18 protein-coding genes and 1 pseudogene are annotated in these 19,105 nt (G+C 29.4%); all 19 read left to right on the top strand.

Translation table 11 applies throughout. The features are described 5' to 3' along the window. Window positions 1-154 precede the first annotated feature (154 nt). Window positions 155-1,234, top strand: a complete 1,080-nt coding sequence (locus tag BEN51_RS06570) for an undecaprenyldiphospho-muramoylpentapeptide beta-N-acetylglucosaminyltransferase (RefSeq protein ID WP_119865284.1) — start codon at window positions 155-157, stop codon at window positions 1,232-1,234. A gap of 285 nt (window positions 1,235-1,519) precedes the next feature. Next, window positions 1,520-5,032: a pyruvate:ferredoxin (flavodoxin) oxidoreductase gene (nifJ, locus tag BEN51_RS06565; protein WP_119865283.1), complete on the top strand. Its 3,513-nt coding sequence runs from the start codon at window positions 1,520-1,522 to the stop codon at window positions 5,030-5,032. 160 nt (window positions 5,033-5,192) lie between these two features. Continuing rightward, window positions 5,193-5,489 (top strand): DUF1292 domain-containing protein, encoded by a 297-nt coding sequence (locus BEN51_RS06560; protein WP_207652803.1) that lies wholly within the window; start codon window positions 5,193-5,195, stop codon window positions 5,487-5,489. Window positions 5,490-5,603: 114 nt separating this feature from the next. Then, window positions 5,604-6,422 (top strand): PHP domain-containing protein, encoded by an 819-nt coding sequence (locus BEN51_RS06555; RefSeq protein WP_119865281.1) that lies wholly within the window; start codon window positions 5,604-5,606, stop codon window positions 6,420-6,422. Window positions 6,423-6,430: 8 nt separating this feature from the next. Further along, on the top strand, window positions 6,431-7,624 hold the full coding sequence (locus tag BEN51_RS06550; protein ID WP_119865280.1) for a pyridoxal phosphate-dependent aminotransferase: 1,194 nt from the start codon (window positions 6,431-6,433) through the stop codon (window positions 7,622-7,624). Window positions 7,625-7,945: 321 nt separating this feature from the next. Beyond that, window positions 7,946-8,758 (top strand): aminotransferase class IV, encoded by an 813-nt coding sequence (locus tag BEN51_RS06545; RefSeq protein ID WP_119865279.1) that lies wholly within the window; start codon window positions 7,946-7,948, stop codon window positions 8,756-8,758. A 92-nt stretch (window positions 8,759-8,850) separates the two neighbouring features. After that, complete coding sequence (locus BEN51_RS06540) at window positions 8,851-10,389, top strand: DUF342 domain-containing protein (protein ID WP_119865278.1); 1,539 nt, start codon at window positions 8,851-8,853, stop codon at window positions 10,387-10,389. A gap of 10 nt (window positions 10,390-10,399) precedes the next feature. Further along, window positions 10,400-10,846: a chemotaxis protein CheW gene (locus BEN51_RS06535; protein ID WP_119865277.1), complete on the top strand. Its 447-nt coding sequence runs from the start codon at window positions 10,400-10,402 to the stop codon at window positions 10,844-10,846. After that, on the top strand, window positions 10,843-11,343 hold the full coding sequence (locus tag BEN51_RS06530) for a chemotaxis protein CheD (protein WP_236906268.1): 501 nt from the start codon (window positions 10,843-10,845) through the stop codon (window positions 11,341-11,343). Before BEN51_RS06535 ends, BEN51_RS06530 begins: the two co-directional genes overlap by 4 nt. A gap of 43 nt (window positions 11,344-11,386) precedes the next feature. Next, a pseudogene (locus BEN51_RS06525) lies at window positions 11,387-11,944 on the top strand (CheB methylesterase domain-containing protein); the annotation flags it as partial. Between the two features lie 11 nt (window positions 11,945-11,955). Beyond that, window positions 11,956-12,720 carry a CheR family methyltransferase gene (locus tag BEN51_RS06520; RefSeq protein ID WP_119865275.1) on the top strand — a complete coding sequence of 255 codons (765 nt, stop codon included), beginning with the start codon at window positions 11,956-11,958 and terminating at the stop codon, window positions 12,718-12,720. A 13-nt stretch (window positions 12,721-12,733) separates the two neighbouring features. Beyond that, entirely contained in the window at window positions 12,734-14,749 is a 2,016-nt protein-coding gene (locus BEN51_RS06515; RefSeq protein WP_119865274.1) for a chemotaxis protein CheA, read from the top strand. 13 nt (window positions 14,750-14,762) lie between these two features. Then, entirely contained in the window at window positions 14,763-15,362 is a 600-nt protein-coding gene (locus tag BEN51_RS06510) for a chemotaxis protein CheC (RefSeq protein WP_119865273.1), read from the top strand. 15 nt (window positions 15,363-15,377) lie between these two features. Beyond that, complete coding sequence (locus BEN51_RS06505; protein WP_119865272.1) at window positions 15,378-15,737, top strand: response regulator; 360 nt, start codon at window positions 15,378-15,380, stop codon at window positions 15,735-15,737. Window positions 15,738-15,759: 22 nt separating this feature from the next. Next, window positions 15,760-16,158 carry a chemotaxis protein CheW gene (locus tag BEN51_RS06500; RefSeq protein ID WP_119865271.1) on the top strand — a complete coding sequence of 133 codons (399 nt, stop codon included), beginning with the start codon at window positions 15,760-15,762 and terminating at the stop codon, window positions 16,156-16,158. 15 nt (window positions 16,159-16,173) lie between these two features. After that, complete coding sequence (gene fliM / locus BEN51_RS06495; protein ID WP_119865270.1) at window positions 16,174-17,169, top strand: flagellar motor switch protein FliM; 996 nt, start codon at window positions 16,174-16,176, stop codon at window positions 17,167-17,169. Then, on the top strand, window positions 17,162-18,298 hold the full coding sequence (gene fliY / locus BEN51_RS06490; protein WP_119865269.1) for a flagellar motor switch phosphatase FliY: 1,137 nt from the start codon (window positions 17,162-17,164) through the stop codon (window positions 18,296-18,298). Before fliM ends, fliY begins: the two co-directional genes overlap by 8 nt. 112 nt (window positions 18,299-18,410) lie before the next feature. Continuing rightward, window positions 18,411-18,683, top strand: a complete 273-nt coding sequence (locus tag BEN51_RS06485) for a flagellar biosynthesis anti-sigma factor FlgM (protein WP_119865268.1) — start codon at window positions 18,411-18,413, stop codon at window positions 18,681-18,683. Between the two features lie 4 nt (window positions 18,684-18,687). Further along, on the top strand, window positions 18,688-19,098 hold the full coding sequence (locus tag BEN51_RS06480) for a flagellar protein FlgN (protein WP_119865267.1): 411 nt from the start codon (window positions 18,688-18,690) through the stop codon (window positions 19,096-19,098). Window positions 19,099-19,105 lie beyond the last annotated feature (7 nt).

Below are 19,105 nucleotides of genomic sequence, written 5' to 3'. Positions count from 1 at the left end.
AATAGGAGTTAGTAATAACTAGTTTGGAGTTAGGAGTGTGGAGTTAGGAGTTAGTCTAGGATGCTAGGATAAAGTTATAGTAAGAAATAAGAATTAAAATTTAATTGTGTATTATGTATTTTCAATTATAAACTAAATTTCGGGTGGTGTTTTAATGAGTAAATATAAAATAATAATGACTGGTGGGGGAACTGCAGGTCATGTTACTCCTAATTTGGCTTTAGTACCAGCCTTAAGGGAAAAGGGCTTTGAAATAAAATATATAGGAAGTAAAAATGGTATAGAAAAAGAAATAATTAAAGATGCAAAAATACCTTATTATGAAATTTCTTCAGGAAAATTTAGAAGATATTTTGATATTAAAAATTTTACTGACCCTTTTAAAGTAATGAAAGGTATTGCTGAAGCAAATAAAATATTGAAAAAAGAAAAACCCAATATAGTATTTTCAAAAGGTGGCTTTGTTGCTGTTCCGGTAGTAATAGCAGCATATTTGAGAAAGATACCGGTAGTTTCTCATGAATCAGACTTAACACCAGGATTAGCTAATAAACTAGCGGCTCCATTTTCATCTAAATTATGTGTTACCTTTAGAGAGAGCTTAAAATATATAAAAGATGGAAAGGGAGTTTTAACTGGAACTCCAATTAGAAAGGAAATATTAAATGGAAATTCTATAGAAGGAAAAAGAATATGTGGCTTTAATGATAATAAAGAGATTCTCTTTATCATAGGAGGAAGTCTTGGAGCCAAAAGTATAAACGAAGAGATTAGAAAGAATATTGATAAATTATTAGAAAACTTTAATATAATTCATATTTGTGGAAAGGGAAATTTAGCCCAGAACCTTAATAAAAGAAAAGGTTATGTTCAATTTGAATATGTAAAAGAAGAACTTCCGCATTTATTAAAAGCAGCAGATTATGTTATTTCTAGAGCTGGTGCAAATGTTATTTTTGAACTCTTAGCTTTAAGAAAGCCAACTCTTTTAATACCGTTATCAAAAAAAATAAGCAGGGGAGATCAGATACTTAATGCTAATTCTTTTGAAAAGGAAGGTTATTCTATAGTTTTAGATGAAGATGAAATGATAGAAAATAATGGTATTATCTTAGAAAAAATAAAAGAATTAAGGGAGAAAAAAAATTATTTGATTGAAAATATGAAAAACAGTGAAGTATCAAATGGAGTAAATGCAATTATAGAGGTTATTATGACCAATATTAAAAAATAAAAATTATTAAAAAATAAAAATTACTATAAAATATATAATAAAAATATTTGCATGAAAAGGTTATCTTTTTAACAACCTAATATCGTAAAAACTTGCAAAATTAAAATAGTGGTATATAATAAAATAGTAAGTAAAATTGGGGGATATTATAAAATAACTACCTTTTTAAAAAAGGTAGTTACTTTCCCTGAGTTTATTGCTAAATAAATAATGAAATACAGTTTAATAGATTTCTGTATTAGCCGTATTTATAAATTTTTATATAAAGGAAGAGAGGTCAAAAAGATGAGAAAAATGAAAACTATGGATGGTAATACAGCCGCTGCTCATATATCCTATGCTTTCACAGAAGTAGCTGCTATATTCCCAATCACACCATCTTCACCAATGGCTGAACACGTTGATGAATGGGCTGCTCAAGGAAGAAAGAACATATTTGGACAACCTGTAAAGGTTATGGAAATGCAATCAGAAGCTGGTGCAGCTGGTGCAGTTCATGGATCTTTACAAGCTGGTGCTTTAACAACAACATATACTGCATCTCAAGGATTATTATTAATGATTCCTAATATGTATAAGATTGCAGGGGAAATGTTACCAGCAGTATTCCATATATCAGCTAGAGCTTTAGCTACATCTTCATTAAGTATATTTGGTGATCACCAAGACGTAATGGCTGCAAGACAAACTGGTTTTGCAATGTTAGCTGAAGGTTCAGTTCAAGAAGTTATGGACTTATCTGCTGTTGCACACTTATCAGCAATTAAAAGTAGAATTCCATTTATGAATTTCTTTGATGGGTTCAGAACATCACACGAAATACAAAAGATTGAAGTTTTAGAATATGATGAACTAGCTAAATTAGTAGATAAAGAAGCTTTAGAAGAATTTAGAGCAAGAGCCTTAAATCCAAATCATCCAGTAACAAGAGGAACTGCTCAAAATCCAGATATTTACTTCCAAACTAGAGAAGCTGTAAATAGATTCTATGAACAAGTTCCAGATATCGTTGAAAGCTACATGGCTGAAATAACTAAATTGACAGGTAGAGAATATCATTGTTTCGATTATTATGGAGCTCCAGATGCTGATAGAATTATTATTTCTATGGGTTCATCAATAGACGTTGTTGAAGAAACTGTTGACTTCTTAAACGCAAGGGGAGAAAAAGTTGGTTTAGTTAAAGTTAGATTATATAGACCATTCTCTGTAGAAAAATTATTAAAAGTAATACCAAGCACAGTAAAGAAAATTGCTGTATTAGATAGAACCAAGGAACCAGGATCAATTGGAGAACCATTATATCTAGATGTTAAGAGTGCTTTCTATGGAAGAGAAAATGCTCCTGTTATTGTTGGAGGTAGATATGGATTAGGTTCTAAGGATCCAAACCCATCACATATTGCTTCAGTATTCGCAAACTTAGCTTTAGACAATCCTAAGAATGGATTTACTATAGGTATAGTTGATGATGTAACAAATACTTCATTAGAAGTTGTTGAAGATATAGATGCTACACCAGCTGGAACTAAAGCATGTAAGTTCTGGGGATTAGGCTCAGATGGTACTGTTGGTGCTAACAAGAGTGCTATTAAGATCATTGGAGATAAAACTAATATGTATGCTCAAGGATACTTCTCATATGACTCTAAGAAGTCAGGTGGTATAACAGTATCTCACTTAAGATTTGGTAACTCTCCAATTAAGTCACCATATTTAATAGATAAGGCTGATTTTGTAGCATGTCATAATCAAGCATATGTATATAAATATGATGTTTTAGAAGGATTAAAGAAGGGTGGTAAGTTCTTACTTAACACTGTTTGGTCACCAGAAGAACTTAATGAAAAATTACCAGCATCTATGAAGAGATTTATTGCTAATAATGACATTCAATTCTATACATTGAATGCTGTTAAGATAGCTCAAGAAGTTGGACTTGGTGGAAGAATTAACATGATAATGCAATCAGCATTCTTTAAGATTGCAAACATTATTCCAGTTGAAGATGCAGTTAAATACTTAAAAGAAGCTGTTGTTACTTCATATGGTAAAAAAGGACAAAACGTTGTTGATATGAACAATGCTGCTATAGATAAGGGAATAGAAGCTTTAGTTAAGATAGAAGTTCCAGCTGATTGGAAAGATGCTGTTGATGAGGTTAAAGAAGAAAAGAGAAATAAACCAGACTTCATTAAGAATATTGTTGAGCCAATAAATGCTCAAAAAGGATTTGAATTAACAGTTTCTCAATTAGCAGATTTAACTGATGGTACATTTATGCCAGGTACTGCAGCATATGAAAAGAGAGGAATAGCTATTAATGTTCCAGAATGGCAAGAAGATAAATGTATTCAATGTAACCAATGTGCATTTGTATGTCCACATGCTACAATTAGACCATTCTTATTAACAGAAGAAGAAAAGAATAATGCGCCAGAAGGAATGAAGACTGTTCCAGCTAAGGCATTAAAGACAGAAGAACCAATGTTCTATACAATTGGAGTTTCACCTCTAGATTGTACAGGCTGTGGAAACTGTGCTCAAGTATGTCCAGCTCCAGGTAAAGCATTAATTATGAAGGCACAAGAATCACAACATGATCAAGTTGAACCATGGGATTATGCAGTAAATGATATTAAACCAAAGAAAAACCCTATGAATAAGAACACAGTTAAGGGTAGTCAATTTGAACAACCATTACTTGAATTCTCAGGTGCTTGTGCAGGTTGTGGAGAAACTCCATACGTTAAGCTTGTAACTCAATTATTTGGTGATAGAATGATGATAGCTAACGCTACAGGATGTTCATCAATCTGGGGTGGTTCAGTTCCTGCAACTCCATATACAGTTAATAAGGAAGGACATGGTCCAGCATGGGCTAACTCATTATTTGAAGATAATGCTGAATTTGGGTTAGGTATGTTCTTAGGAGTTAAGGCTATAAGAGAAAGAATTGCTGAAAATATGAGGAAAGGTCTAGAAGTTGAAAGTTCTGAAGAAGTAAAAGCAGTACTTCAAGACTGGTTAGATCATATGAATAGTGGAGAAGGAACTAGAGATAGAGCTAAGAGAGTAGAAGTAGTTCTACAAAATGTTGATGCAGACTATGCTAGAGAAATTTTAAAGGAAAAAGATTATCTAGTTAAGAGATCTCAATGGATCTTCGGAGGAGACGGTTGGGCTTACGACATCGGATACGGTGGATTAGATCACGTTCTTGCTTCAGGAGAAGATGTTAATGTTCTTGTATTAGATACAGAAATCTATTCAAATACAGGTGGACAATCTTCTAAGTCTACACCAACTGCTGCAATAGCTAAATTTGCTGCTTCAGGTAAGAAGACTAAGAAGAAAGACCTAGGAATGATGGCTATGACTTATGGATATGTATATGTAGCACAAATTTCTATGGGAGCAGATAAGAACCAAGCTCTTAAAGCTATAGCTGAAGCTGAAGCTTATCCAGGTCCATCATTAATCATTGCATATGCACCATGTATCAGCCATGGAATTAAGTCTGGTATGTCAAATAGCCAAGATGAAGCTAAGAAAGCTGTTGAATGTGGATATTGGGGTCTATATAGATACAATCCAAGCTTAAAGGGAACTAAGAATCCATTTAGCTTAGATTCTAAGGAACCAAAGGCAAGCTTCAGAGACTTCTTAATGGGAGAAGTTAGATATGCTTCATTAGCAAAAGCATTCCCAGAACAAGCTGAAGAACTATTTGCTAAGACAGAACAAGATGCTATGGAAAGATTAGCAGGTTATAAGAGATTAGCAGAACAACAATAATTTTTAGAAATAAGGAGCTTTTGCTCCTTATTTTTTATATAAAATAAGTATATTATTTAGATAAAAGTATAAATTAAAAATAATTAAATATTTTACTTTTAATTTTTATAAATAAAGGGTAGAATTATATAGAAAGATGCCTTTAAAGGAGGATTATATTATGGAAAAAGAAAAAAATGAATTACATCATCATGAACATGGAGAAGATTGTGGATGTGGACACGATCATGAACATGAACATTTTGTAGTAGATCTAGAAGATGATAATGGGAATATTATTTCATGTCCTATTATTGATGCTTTTGACTTTGAAGATAAGGAATACATACTTGCTCAAGATCCAAATGAAGATTCAGTTTACTTATTTAGAGCAGCTGAAAATGGAGAATTAGAAATTCCTGATGAAGATGAATTTGATAGAGTATCAAAATTTTATAGTGAAGAACTAGAAGATTAATAATAAAAAAGTGCTGATATAGCACTTTTTTTAATTGTCATTTTATTTTAATAATGATATTATTTTAATAATGTAGTAAAGAAATAATAAAAATTTAGAAAAAGGTGCTAAAGGATGAACTGTGCAGATTTACATATACATTCAAGTTATTCGGATGGAAATTTATCGCCTGAAGAAATAGTTGAAATAGCTAGGCAAACTGGGTTAAAAGCTATTTCTATAACAGATCATGATTGTATATCTTCACAATATATTGTAGATAAGAAATATAATGATATAGACATTATACCTGGTATTGAGTTGAGTTCAGAAATTGACAATTTAGAAATACATATTTTGGGTTATTTTATAGATTATCAAAATAAGGATTTAATTAAAATTATAAATAAATTAGCTGAAGAAAGAATAAAAAGAGTAGAAAAGATTATATTAAAGCTCAATGAAAATGGAATAGAGTTATCCATGGAAGATATTGAGCCGTCAACTTCAATAGGTAGAAGTCATATTGCAAATGCTATGTTAAAAAAGGGATATTTTGATAATTATAAAACTGCATTTATGAATTATTTAGTTAAAGATAAACCTGCTTATGTTAAGGGGTATAAATTAAATTATAGGGAAGCCATTAAAGTCATTAGAGAAGCTGGAGGAATTCCAGTTCTGGCTCATCCTGGTCAAGTGTATAGAGGTTTAGCCATGGAGAATTTAATAAAAGAGTTAAAGTTTTTTGGATTAATGGGTTTAGAAGTGTATCATCCTTCTCATTTAAGAGAAGATACTAATAAATTTTATAATCTTGCAAAAAAACATAAACTTATTATTACAGGGGGAAGTGATTATCATGGTAAAGGATGTTACAGTGAAAATTTGATTGGTAGTTATGGAATAAAAGAAGAATTATTAAATAAATTAATAAATTATAAGAACAAGTGAGGTATAAAATGGAACTATCCAAGAAAGCATTACAAATTAATCCATCAATAACATTAGAAATTACTGCTAAAGCTGCAGAATTAAAAGCACAAGGAATAGATGTATTAAGTTTTGGAGCTGGAGAGCCAGATTTTAATACTCCTTATAATATTATAGAAGCGGCTTTTGAAGCTATGAAAGAAGGAAAAACAAAATATACAAAAACCAGTGGTATTATTGAGCTTAGAAAAGCCATATGCGATAAATTAAAAAAGGATAATAATTTAACTTATGGTCCAGATCAAATTGTGGTTTCTACAGGAGCTAAACAGTCTCTAGCTAATATTTTTATGGCTATTCTAAATCCAGGAGATGAAGTTATAATTCCTACTCCTTATTGGGTAAGTTATCCAGAACTGGTTAAAATGGCAGATGGAGTACCTGTTTTTTGTATTACAGAAGAAAGTAATGATTTTAAATATACATTAGAAACATTAAAAAAAGTAATAACAAGTAAAACAAAAGCTGTAATATTAAATAGTCCTAATAATCCTACAGGAAGTATATATACTGAAGAAGAGCTTAAATCTATTGCTGAATTTGCAAAAGAAAATGATCTTATAATAATATCGGATGAAATATATGAGAAACTTATTTATGATAATGAAAAGCATATAAGTATAGCTTCTCTTTCGGAAGATGCTTATAATAGAACGGTAGTAATAAATGGTTTTTCTAAATCCTATGCGATGACAGGTTGGAGAGTTGGATATTCAGCTTCTTCTAAGAAAATTGCGAAACTTATGGAGAGTATACAAAGTCATATGACTTCGAATACAAGTTCAATAAGTCAATATGCTGCTCTTGAGGCCTTAGAAGGGGGTCAGGATAGTATAAATAAGATGATTAAAGAATTTGAAAGTAGAAGAAATTATATGTCTGATAGATTGAACAAGATAAAAGATATATCCTTTATTAAACCGATGGGTGCTTTTTATGTTATGGTTAATGTAGGGAAATACTACAATAAAGAAATAAGTGGTAATGAAATTAAATCTTCTTTGGATTTTTCAAAAAAGCTATTGGAGGAAGAAAAGGTAGCTGTTATACCTGGAATAGCATTTGGATTAGATAATTACATTAGATTATCTTATGCTACATCTATGGAAGTTATTAATAAAGGAATAGATAGAATTGAAAGATTTTTAAATAAATTGAAATAAGATATTTAACAATTAGTAATAGTTAAGATATTATTAGTGAGGTGGCAGGTGAAATTTTATATTTAACCTATCACCTTTTTATTTAAAAATAATTATTTTGTATAAATAGTAGTAATTTATTTAAGTGAATAGTTTTTTATTATATAATAAAAATATAGAATATAATGGGTAATGTTATATCCTTATTGTTTTATTATGGATAATTTTAATGATAAATTGTATAATAAGTATAACAAATGAAATATTTAGAAAAACTTGTAGAAATAAAAAGTACTCGATTAGCTTATTCTAGATTAGGGATAATTGCAAGGAGGCATTAAAGTGGAGGCAATTTTAGAATATTATTTAGAAGATGGACATATTGAAAAAATTATTAATTACACAAGTGATGCAACAGAAAAAGGAAGGATTATTTATGAAGTTATTAAGGTGATACATGGAGTTCCGCTATTTTACGAAGATCATATAAAAAGGTTTGAGTCCTCCTTTAATTTAACTAATAAGGTTTTTTCATATAAATATGATAAAATTAAGGAATATATAGATAGACTTATAGAAGCCAACAAAATAGATTGTGGAAATATAAAGATTACTTTTGATATAGAGACAGATACCATGAAGATTTTCAGCATAAATCATTCTTATCCTTCAAAAGAAATGTATGAAAAGGGGGTTAATACAATATTTTATCATGGTGAAAGAACAAATCCTAATGCTAAAGTAGTTGACAATGATTTTAGAACTAAAGTAACAGAAGAAATAAAGAAAAATAATGCTTATGAAGCTATTTTAGTAAATAAAAGAGGATATATTACCGAAGGAAGTAAATCAAATATTTTTATGATAGAAAAAGATAAACTTTATACTTCACCTTTAGAAGATGTACTTCCGGGAGTAACAAGAGGAAGGATAATTTCATTAAGTAAAAAAATAGGACTGAGTTTTGAGGAAAAATCAATTAAATATAGTGATATAGAAAATATTGATGCTATGTTTATTTCTGGAACTTCTCCTAATATTCTTCCAATATCTGCAGTTGATAACAAAATTTTGGATGTGGAAAATAAAGTTCTAAGATACTTAATGAAAAAATTTGATGAAGAAATAGAAAAATATGTTGAAAATTATAGATGATGTAAAATTTTATTATAAATTTAAATAATATTTAAAAAAATGTTTAATTATGATATTATTATATTAAGGTATGTTTTGTCGGAGGCGATATTATGGGAGAGAAAGTTCCTGATAAAAGTAATGAAGTTAAGAAAAAGGTAAAAATTAATTTTAATTCTGATAAGACAGAGGCTTATATAACTATTACTTACCAGGATAATGGCGAGGATTTTTATAAAAAAAATACTCAAGAATTAATATCTGATGATGAAATAATAAGATATTTAAATGAATATGGAATTAAATATGGCATTTTGCAATCTGCAATTGATTATATAAAAAATAATAGAGAAGTCAATAAAGTAATAATTGCAAAAGGACAAAAACCTAAGCCTCCTATAGAAGATAGTCTCAATATATTATTTGACTGTGATAAAAAATTAGATATAGATGAAACTAAAGATAAAATTGATTATAGAAGTATTAATTATATAACAAGTGTTAAAGAAAATGAAATTCTTGCCGAAATTATAATTGGAGAAGATGGTGTAAATGGAATTAATGTGTTTTCTGAAATTATACCTAGTAGATCCAAAAAGGCTATAGAATTTAAAGCTGGACAAGGTTGTAAGCTTATAGATAATAAATTTATTTCAACTATTGCAGGAAGGCCGAATTATAATAAAAAATCTGTATGGGTTGAGCCGATTTATATCCTTAATAATGATGTGAATTTATCTAGTGGAAATATAAATTTTCCAGCTAATGTTCAGGTGAATGGAAAAGTAAGCGATGGCATGAAAATTAACTGCGGTAATTCTCTTTTTGTAAAAGATGGAGTTTTTAATTCAGTTATAAAGGCTAATAATACTTCCAAAATTGAAGGGAATATTGTAGGCTCCACTATTGAAGTAGGAGGAATAGATTTATTCAGGCAAGAAAAAATTGATTTATTAACCGATTTAAGAAGTAGAATTAAATCAATCTTAGATAATTTTGAGTTTTTAAAAAAGAACAATTTGATTAAAGAAAATGTTTCTGAGAAATTAATGATTAGAATATTAGTAGAATCAAAATATAAAGATATACCAAAGCTTTGTATAAAAATAATTTCTAATTCTTCAAGGGATTATCGTAATTCAGAAATTATCAGTATTATAAAAAGTAAATTGTTAGGATCAAGTCTATCTAATATTAATGGAATAGATGACTTAAAAGAAATTATTGAAAAAATTGATAATGAATTATTGGAACTTAATGAAGAAGCAAAAAATACTATAGATTTAACAATGGAATATGGACAAGAATCAGAAATAAAGGCAGCTGGTGATATTGTTATTACAGGAAAAGGACTATTTACTAGTCACCTTTATGCAAAAGATAATATTAAATTTACAAGTAAAAATGCAGTTTGTAGAGGGGGGCATCTTAAAGCTGGAAAAGGAATTTTTGCTACGATAGTTGGGAATGAATCTGGAGTAGTTACACAACTAGAAGTTGAGAAAAAGGGTGAAATAAAAGTTGATATAGCCTATCAAAATACTATTTTTATTGTAGGAAATAGAAAGCATATTTTGGACAAGGCATCTAAAAATATTCATGTATATTTAGATAAGGATGGTAGTATAGTTATTAATAAATTGCTTCTATAGGAGGAAAGAAATGAAAGAGATAAAGATATTAGTTTTTAAATTAGATAATGAATTTTTTGCTACAGATATTATGGAAGTTGAAAGAATTCTTGGATATGACAAACCTACAGCTCTTCCTGATGTGCCCGATTTCTTTGAAGGTGTGATTAACTATGAAGCAGGAGTATTGCCAATTATAAATCTTGCGAAAAAATTCAAATTTAAAGAAATTCAATCAGATGATAAAAAGATAATAGTAGTAAAAAAGGAAAAAAATAAATTTGGAATTTTAGTAGATAGTGTAAGTGAAGTTTTAAGTATTTCTGAAGAGGAAATAAATGCATCTAAAGAAATTTCAACATTAATATCAGTAAAATATATTACAGGCATTGTAAAAAAAGACACTAATATTATTATGTTATTAAATTTAGATAAAATTTTAACTTTAGAAGAGGAAGAAATAATATTTCAGGGGTGAAAAAGTTGCAGGAAAAAAGAGAGGTAAGAGTTGGAATAGCTGATGCTGCTATTGTATCTTCCCCGGATACATTAATTACAATGGGTCTTGGTTCTTGTGTAGGAGTTGCTTTATATGATAGAGAAAATAAGATCGCAGGATTAGTACATATAATGTTACCAGATAGCAAACAATTTAAAGAAATAGTAAATCCGTTTAAATATGCAGATTTAGGTATAGAAAAACTTTTTTTTCAAATGTTAAGCAGAGGTGGTAATAAATGTTGTATCACAGCGAAAATAGCTGGAGGGGCTTCAATGTTTAATTTCACTGATAAAAGAATTGTTAGTGATATTGGACAAAGAAATATTATTGCCACAAAAGAGGCTATAAAAAGGCTTTCTATACCAATAATTGCAGAGGATGTTGGTGGTAATAAGGGAAGAACTATGATATTCGATAGTGAAAATGGGTCGGTTATCATAAGAAGTGTAGGAAATGATTTGAAGAAACTATAAGGGGGATGCACTATTGGATAATAAAAATAAAAAAGTAATACGCGATATAATTTTAATAGGAGCATCAACTGGTGGCCCTAATGCAATAGAAAAAGTAATTACAGGGTTTACTCAGGATATTAATGCAGCAGTATTAGTTGTTCAACATATGCCTAGTGGTTTTACTAAAGCTTTTGCGGAAAGATTAAATAAAAAATGCAGGTTAGAAGTTCTTGAGGCAAGAGATGGATATAAGATAGAAAAAAATAAAGTTTATGTTGCACCAGGAGGATATCATATGGTGGTGAAAGAACCTGGCGTTATAAGGTTAAATCAGGAACCGCCTGTATGGGGAGTAAGGCCAGCGGTGGACAAACTATTTATTTCTGCTTCATCAGTATTTTCAAATAGAATAATCTCTGTTGTATTGACAGGAATGGGGAAAGATGGAGCGCAAGGTACTATTGAAGTAAAAAGAAATGATGGAATAACTATTGTTCAGGATGAAGAAACATGTGTAATTTATGGAATGCCAAAAGTAGCTTTTGAAACTGGATATGTAGATTATGTAGTTCCGATTGACAAAATAGCCTCAAAAATACAGAGTTTAATGAATAATTAATAGGAGGAAATATGAATTTTAATGATTTTCACAATTGGATATACAAGGAGTTTAAAATAAATTTGCATGCTTATAAGCCTGAACAATTAAATAGAAGAATAAACAGTTTAATGTCTAGGATAGGAATTAAAACTTTAGAAGAATACAAAAAGTTGCTTCTTGTAAATGAAGATGAAAGACAGCGTTTTTTTGATTTCATAACTATAAATGTTACTGAATTTTTTAGAAATCCAGAATTATTTAAGGAATTAGAAGAAAATCTAAAAAAATATATACAGTCTAATAATAATTTGAAGATATGGAGTGCTGCTTGCTCTATAGGATGCGAGCCTTATAGTATAGCAATGATTCTTAATGAAATAAACCCCTTAGGTAGAAATAATATAATAGCTACAGATATTGACATGACAATATTAAAAAAAGCTATGCTTGGCGAATATCAAATTACTGAAATGAAAAATGTAAGTGATTTCTATCTAAAGAAATATTTTAAAGAGGTTAACAATAAATTTATTATAGATAATAAGATAAAATCCATGGTAAAATTTAAACGACATGATTTAATTTTAGATGATTATGAAAAAGGTTTTGATTTAATTGTATGTAGAAATGTTATTATATACTTTAAAAATGAAACCAAAAAAGAAATATTTGAAAAATTTGTAGATTCTTTAAAAAAGGGTGGATTACTTTTTGTTGGTGCAACTGAAAGTATTTATAATTATAAAGACTTTGGATTAGAAAAAGTATCTACATTTATTTACAGAAAAGCATAAGGGGTGAAAATATATGGACGTATCTCAATACATGGGGATGTTTCTTGAAGAATCAATGGAAAATTTACAAACATTAAATGAAGCGCTATTAGATTTGGAGCAAAATCCTAAAAATAAAGACAAATTAAATGAAATATTTAGAGTTGCACATACTATAAAGGGAATGGCTGCAACAATGGGATTTAGTAATATAGCTGAATTAACACATAAGATGGAAGATGTTTTATCTGAGTTCAGAGAAGGAAAGCTAGAAGTAACAAGCAATGTAGTAACAATATTGTTTGAATGTTTAGATACTCTAGAAAGAATGGTAAGTAATATTGAACAAGGAAATGATGAGATAGTTGATATAGCAAAAGTAATAAAGAATTTAGAAAGTGTGGCTAATGAACCAAATATTAATCCAGAAACAGAAGAAAATAGTAAAGTGGATTCTGAAGAAAATAATGTAGAAGCTGTTAAGACATTATTAAATGAATATGATATATCCGTATTGAAGCAAGGAAAAGAAAATGGTTTTAATGGTATAGATATTAAAATAACATTAAGAAAAGATACTTTATTAAAATCAGCTAGAGCCTTTCTAATCGTGCAGGAATTAGAAACTCAAGGAGAAATTATTAAATCTTATCCTTCAACTGAGGATATTGAAAATGAACAATTTGATACAGAATTATATTTCGTTCTTGTTACAGTTAAGAGTAAAGAAGAAATTGAAGAAATGGTTAAAAATATTTCTGAAGTTGAAAATGTAGTAACAAAATACATAGAATTAAAGGAAAATATTAACAAAATAAAAGAAATTCCAAAACCAAAAGAAATAGAAAAGAAAAACATAGTAACTAATGAAAGTAGTAAACCTGTAAAAAATATTACTAAGAAAGAAAAGAATAGTAAAAGGGTACCTCAGTCAGTTAGAGTTGATTTAGAGAGAATTGATAAACTAATGAATATGGTATCTGAGCTTGTAATTTATAGAACAAGACTAGAACAGATTGTTATTGATAATAAGTCGCAAGAATTAGTAGAAACTATTGAGCAAGTAGAAAGAACAACTTCCGACTTGCAGGATTTGGTAATGAAAATAAGAATGCTGCCTTTAGAAGTAGTATTTAATAGATTTCCAAGGTTAATAAGAGACATATCTGTAGATCTTAAAAAAGAAATTAATTTTATTATAGAAGGTTCAGAAACAGAATTAGATAGAACTGTAATTGATGAGATTGGAGAACCATTGATCCACCTTTTAAGAAATGCTGCAGATCATGGTATTGAAAGCAGAGAAGAAAGAATTGCAGCAGGTAAAGATCCGGTAGGAACCATTAAATTAGTTGCTTATCAAGAAGGAACTAAAGCTTTAATAAAAGTAGAAGATGACGGTGCTGGAATAAATCTGGCAAAGGTTAAAGCTAAGGCAGAAAAAATGGGTATAAATACTGAAGGATTAAGCGATAATGATATTAGAAATTTAATTTTTAATCAGGGTTTCAGTACTAATACAGAGGTTACCGACATATCAGGACGTGGGGTAGGAATGGATGTTGTTAAAACAAAGATTTCTGCTTTAGGTGGTACTGTAGATGTAGTTAGTGAAGAAGGCAAAGGATCAAGCTTTATTATAAAATTACCTTTAACACTTCAAATTATACAAGCTCTATTAGTTAAAGTTGGAAGCGAAACTTTTGCTATTTCTTTAGGATACATAGATAAAGTAATAGATTATAAAGAAGATAGAATTAAGAAGACTAATGGGGAAGAAGTAATAGTATATAGAGATACTATTATACCTTTAATTCGATTAAATGAAAGATTAGGTATTAATAAAGATGATAACAAAAAGAAATTTGTTATAATAGTAAAAGTAGGAGACAAGGTAGTTGGATTACTAGTTGATTCCTTGTTGGGACAACAAGAAATTGTAATTAAACCTTTAGGTGAAACATTAAAATCACTAAAAGAATATATAGGTGCTACAATTCTTGGAAATGGCTTAGTTACATTGATTCTTGACGTTGCAGCATTAATCTAGAAGGGAGGATCTTATGGAGTATAAAAATTTGACTTCATTTCAGTTGGATGCTTTAAAAGAAGTGACCAATATTGGAGCTGGCAATTCTGCAACATCATTATCAATGCTTTTAGGCACCAAAATAGATATGTCAGTACCAAATATAAATTTGATAGAGTTTGAAGAATTGCTCAATAGTTATAAGGAAAATGAAGTTGTAGCAGTTTTGGTTAAAGTTTTTGATGATATTCCAGGAAGTATACTTTATGTATTTGAGAAAGATGTAGCATTAAAAATGATTTCTAAAATGATATCAAAAGATGAAGCGTCCTTGACAGAAATGGGAGTATCTGTGATATCGGAAATAGGTAATATCATTGCCTCGTCTTTTATGAATTCAATTGCAAGTTTTACAAATTTAAAAGCGACAGTTTCTGTTCCGGCTGTAGCTAATGATATGTTAAGTGCTATATTAGTTACAACCTTTGTTGAAACTGGACAATATCAAGAATATGTTTTAGATATAGAAACTTTATTTATTGGTTATGGAGAGGACAAAATAGAAGGGCACTTCTATTTTGTACCAACTCCAGGATCATTAGAAAAAATTTTAGAAGCATTAGGAATAAAATAATTTGGAGGGATTATAATGACAAGAGTTTTAATAGTTGACGATGCATCTTTTATGAGAATGATGATAAAGGACATTTTACAAAAGAATGGATTTGAAGTTGTAGCAGAAGGATCTAATGGTGTAGAAGCCGTAGAATTATATAAAAAAGAAAGACCAGATATTGTTACAATGGATATTACAATGCCTGATATGGATGGAATTGAAGCAGTTAAACAAATAAGAGCTTTTGATCCAAATGCAAAAATCATTATGTGTTCTGCAATGGGACAACAATCAATGGTTATGGATGCAATAAAATCAGGAGCAAAGGACTTCATAGTTAAGCCATTCCAAGCGGATAGGGTATTAGAAGCTATTAGAAAAGTTGTTGGATAAACAATTTTAGGAGGAGTATGGAATGCAATATGTAGTATTTAAACTGGGGGAGGAGCATTTTGCAGTTGAGACAGCTAAGATATTAAGTATAAATGATATGATGAAAATAACACCAGTACCTAAAGCTCCTGTTCATATAAAAGGATTAATTAATTTAAGAGGAAGCATAAAATCATTAGTTGATATTAATTTGCTGTTGAATATAGAAGCAAATGAAAATCAAAATAACATAATAATACTAAAAGTAAATGAAGAAGAAATTGGAATCATCGTAGATGATGTTGAAGAAGTTATAGATATAGATGAATATAAACTTCAAAAGCTAGAAACTCAAAATATAGAAGATTATATAAAAGGAGTTATTGAATTAGACAATAGATTATTAACAATAATAGATATTGAAAAGTTACTAAACCAATAGGAAAGGGGAAGAGAGATGGCAGAGGTTTTATCACAAAGTGAAATAGATGCTTTATTATCTGCCTTATCTGCAGGTGATGTTGAGCCAGAGCAGCTTAAAGAGAAAGAAGAAAAACATAGAGTCAAAAAATATGACTTTAGAAGTCCTCAGAAATTCTCTAAAGAACATATTAGAACTCTAGAAATGGTACATGATTCCTTTGCCAGAATTGTAAGTAATTATTTATCTGGACAATTAAGGAAACATGTAAAGATGGAAATTCAAACTGTAGAGCAGATAACCTATGAGGAATTTATTCATTCAATCCCTAATCCTACTGTATTAACAATATTTAGTATGCCACCGTTACAAGGTAATATATTGCTTGAGATGAATCCTGAATTTTCATATCAGATATTAGATATACTTTTAGGTGGAGAAGGAAAAAGAAAAACAAAATTAAAAGATTTTTCTGAAATAGATAAGAATATTTTATCTAGTATTACGTCGGAAATGATAAATTCAATGAAATTAGCCTGGGAGGATATTATAGAGGTTAAACCACAATTTGAGGTTCTTGAAACTAACCCGGCAGCTAGTCAAACCTTAGCACCTAATGAAGCTGTAGCTTTACTTAGCTTTTCTGTAGAACTAGGCAAAAGCACAACATATATGAATTTATGTATTCCTTATTTAAGCGTGGAAAAAATATTAGATAAATTGATTGTTCAATATTGGTTTAAAAATGACAACTCAGAAGTTGATACAGATGCAAGAGAAAAGATTATGGCTGGAATTGAGCCTGCTAAGGTTAATCTTCATGTTGAGCTTGGAGAGACTGAAATCACTTTAAATGATTTCTTAAAACTTGTAAAAGGAGATGTTTTAGTATTAAACACTCAGTATAATAGTCCTGTTAGAGTTTTTGTTGAGGATGAAGAATGTTTTATTGCTAAACCAGGTATTATTGGAAAAAACTTAGGAGTAGAAATATTAGATATTACAGATAAGGATGTGATTGAGATTGAGTAACGGTTTTTTAACCCAGGAAGAAATAGATTCATTGCTTAACGGTAATGTGGGAGGTAATGTGGAAAACAATGAACCTGAAATAATATCAGATATAGAAAAAGATTTACTTGGAGAAATTGGAAATATATCAATGGGTTCAGCATCAACGGCTCTTTATCAACTTACTAATAAGCAAGTAAATATAACAACACCAAGAGTTAAAGTAACAACCTTAAGGGAAATTAAGGAAAGCTTTAAATATCCAAATATTATTTTGGATGTTGAATATACTTCGGGTATTATGGGACGAAATATTTTGATCATGCAAACAAATGATGCAGCAGTTATAGCCAATTTAATGATGGGTGGAGATGGTAATGTAAATAGTACCGAATTATCAGAACTTGAAATTAGTGCTGTGCAAGAAGCAATGAACCAAATGATAGGATCAGCAGCAACCTCAATGGCAACCATGTTTTCAAGGGAAGTTAATATTTCTCCTCCAAAGTCAAAAATATGGAAATCAATAACTGAAAGCATAACAGAAGAAATTCCAGAAGACGATCCTATAATTGAGGTTAAATTTGATTTAACAATTGAAGGTTTATTAAATTCTAGTATGATGCAGATTTTACCTATAGAAACAGGAAAGAAAATAGTGGCAATAATGACTGGAGAGGAACAAGAAGAAGCTGCAATTACTACAGAAAATCATACAGAGCCAGAAAAAACCGAAGTTTATAATAAATCTACTGAAATATATGAAAAACCTATTGAAATTCAAGAAGAGAGTAGGGAAGAGAGAAGCGCAAGAAAAGATGAAAAGCCTGTTGAAGTACATAAAGCTAGTTTTGGAGAGCTTAAACAAGGTACTGTTGGTGAATCCCATAGAAATCTTGATTTAATATTAGATGTACCTTTAAATATTTCTGTAGTGTTAGGAAGAACCCAGAAAAGCATAAAAGAAATATTAGATTTAAGTACAGGTTCATTAATTGAATTAGATAAATTAGCAGAAGAACCAGTTGAGATATTGGTAAATGGCAAAAAGATAGCTTTTGGTGAAGTTGTGGTAGTAGATGAAAACTTTGGTGTAAGGATAACTAGCATTGTAAGTAGTGCTGAAAGAATAAAGTCTTTAAAAGATTAAGTATTAAAACAGATTAAGTTTATTGCTTAATCTTTTTTTTATTTAATCTATAAACTTATATTGATAAAATACGAAAATAAGAATATAAAGAAGAAATTATTAGGAGGTAGCTATGAACATTAAAGGAATAGGATATACGAGCGGAATAAATCAATATAATAGGGTTTCTTCTAATAAAATAAGTAAATTAGAAAAAAGAGAAGTGTCTGATAGAATAGAATTGTCTCAGGAAGCAAAGATATTAAAAAATTATGCCATAGATGAGAGTGCATTTGACAACAGTCAAAAAGTATTAGAAATTAAAAACAAGCTTCAAAATGGTACTTATGATATAAACGGAAGACTTTTGGCGCAAAGTCTATTAGATACTATGAGAGGAAAATAATAGTATGGTAGAAGAATTAAAGAAAATTCTTATTGAAGAAGAACGAGAATTAAAAGGTTTATTAGATTTACTTGATAAACAATATGAATTAACCATTAAAAAGGAAATTTATGCTTTAGAATCTATAGTGGAAGATATAATATCAAAAAACAAAGATGTAGCAGAAACTGAAGTTAAAAGAAGAAAGTTGTTAGGAAACAACTCAATTAGTGATGTTGTTATAAATTCTCAAGATAAGGAATTGGATGAAATATATAGAAGAATTCAAAAATTACTAAATGAAATTAAGCTTCAAAAAGATACTAACGAAATATTAATAAAACAACAATTGAGTTTTACAAATAAAATTCTTAGTTTAATAAATCCAAAGAGAAATGTAACAACGTATAATTCCTATGGAAATATTAAAAGATAAGCAGGGG

Source organism: Clostridium isatidis, from assembly GCF_002285495.1.
GTDB classification, from domain to species: domain Bacteria; phylum Bacillota; class Clostridia; order Clostridiales; family Clostridiaceae; genus Clostridium; species Clostridium isatidis.
This window is presented reverse-complemented; position numbering and strand designations above follow the sequence as displayed.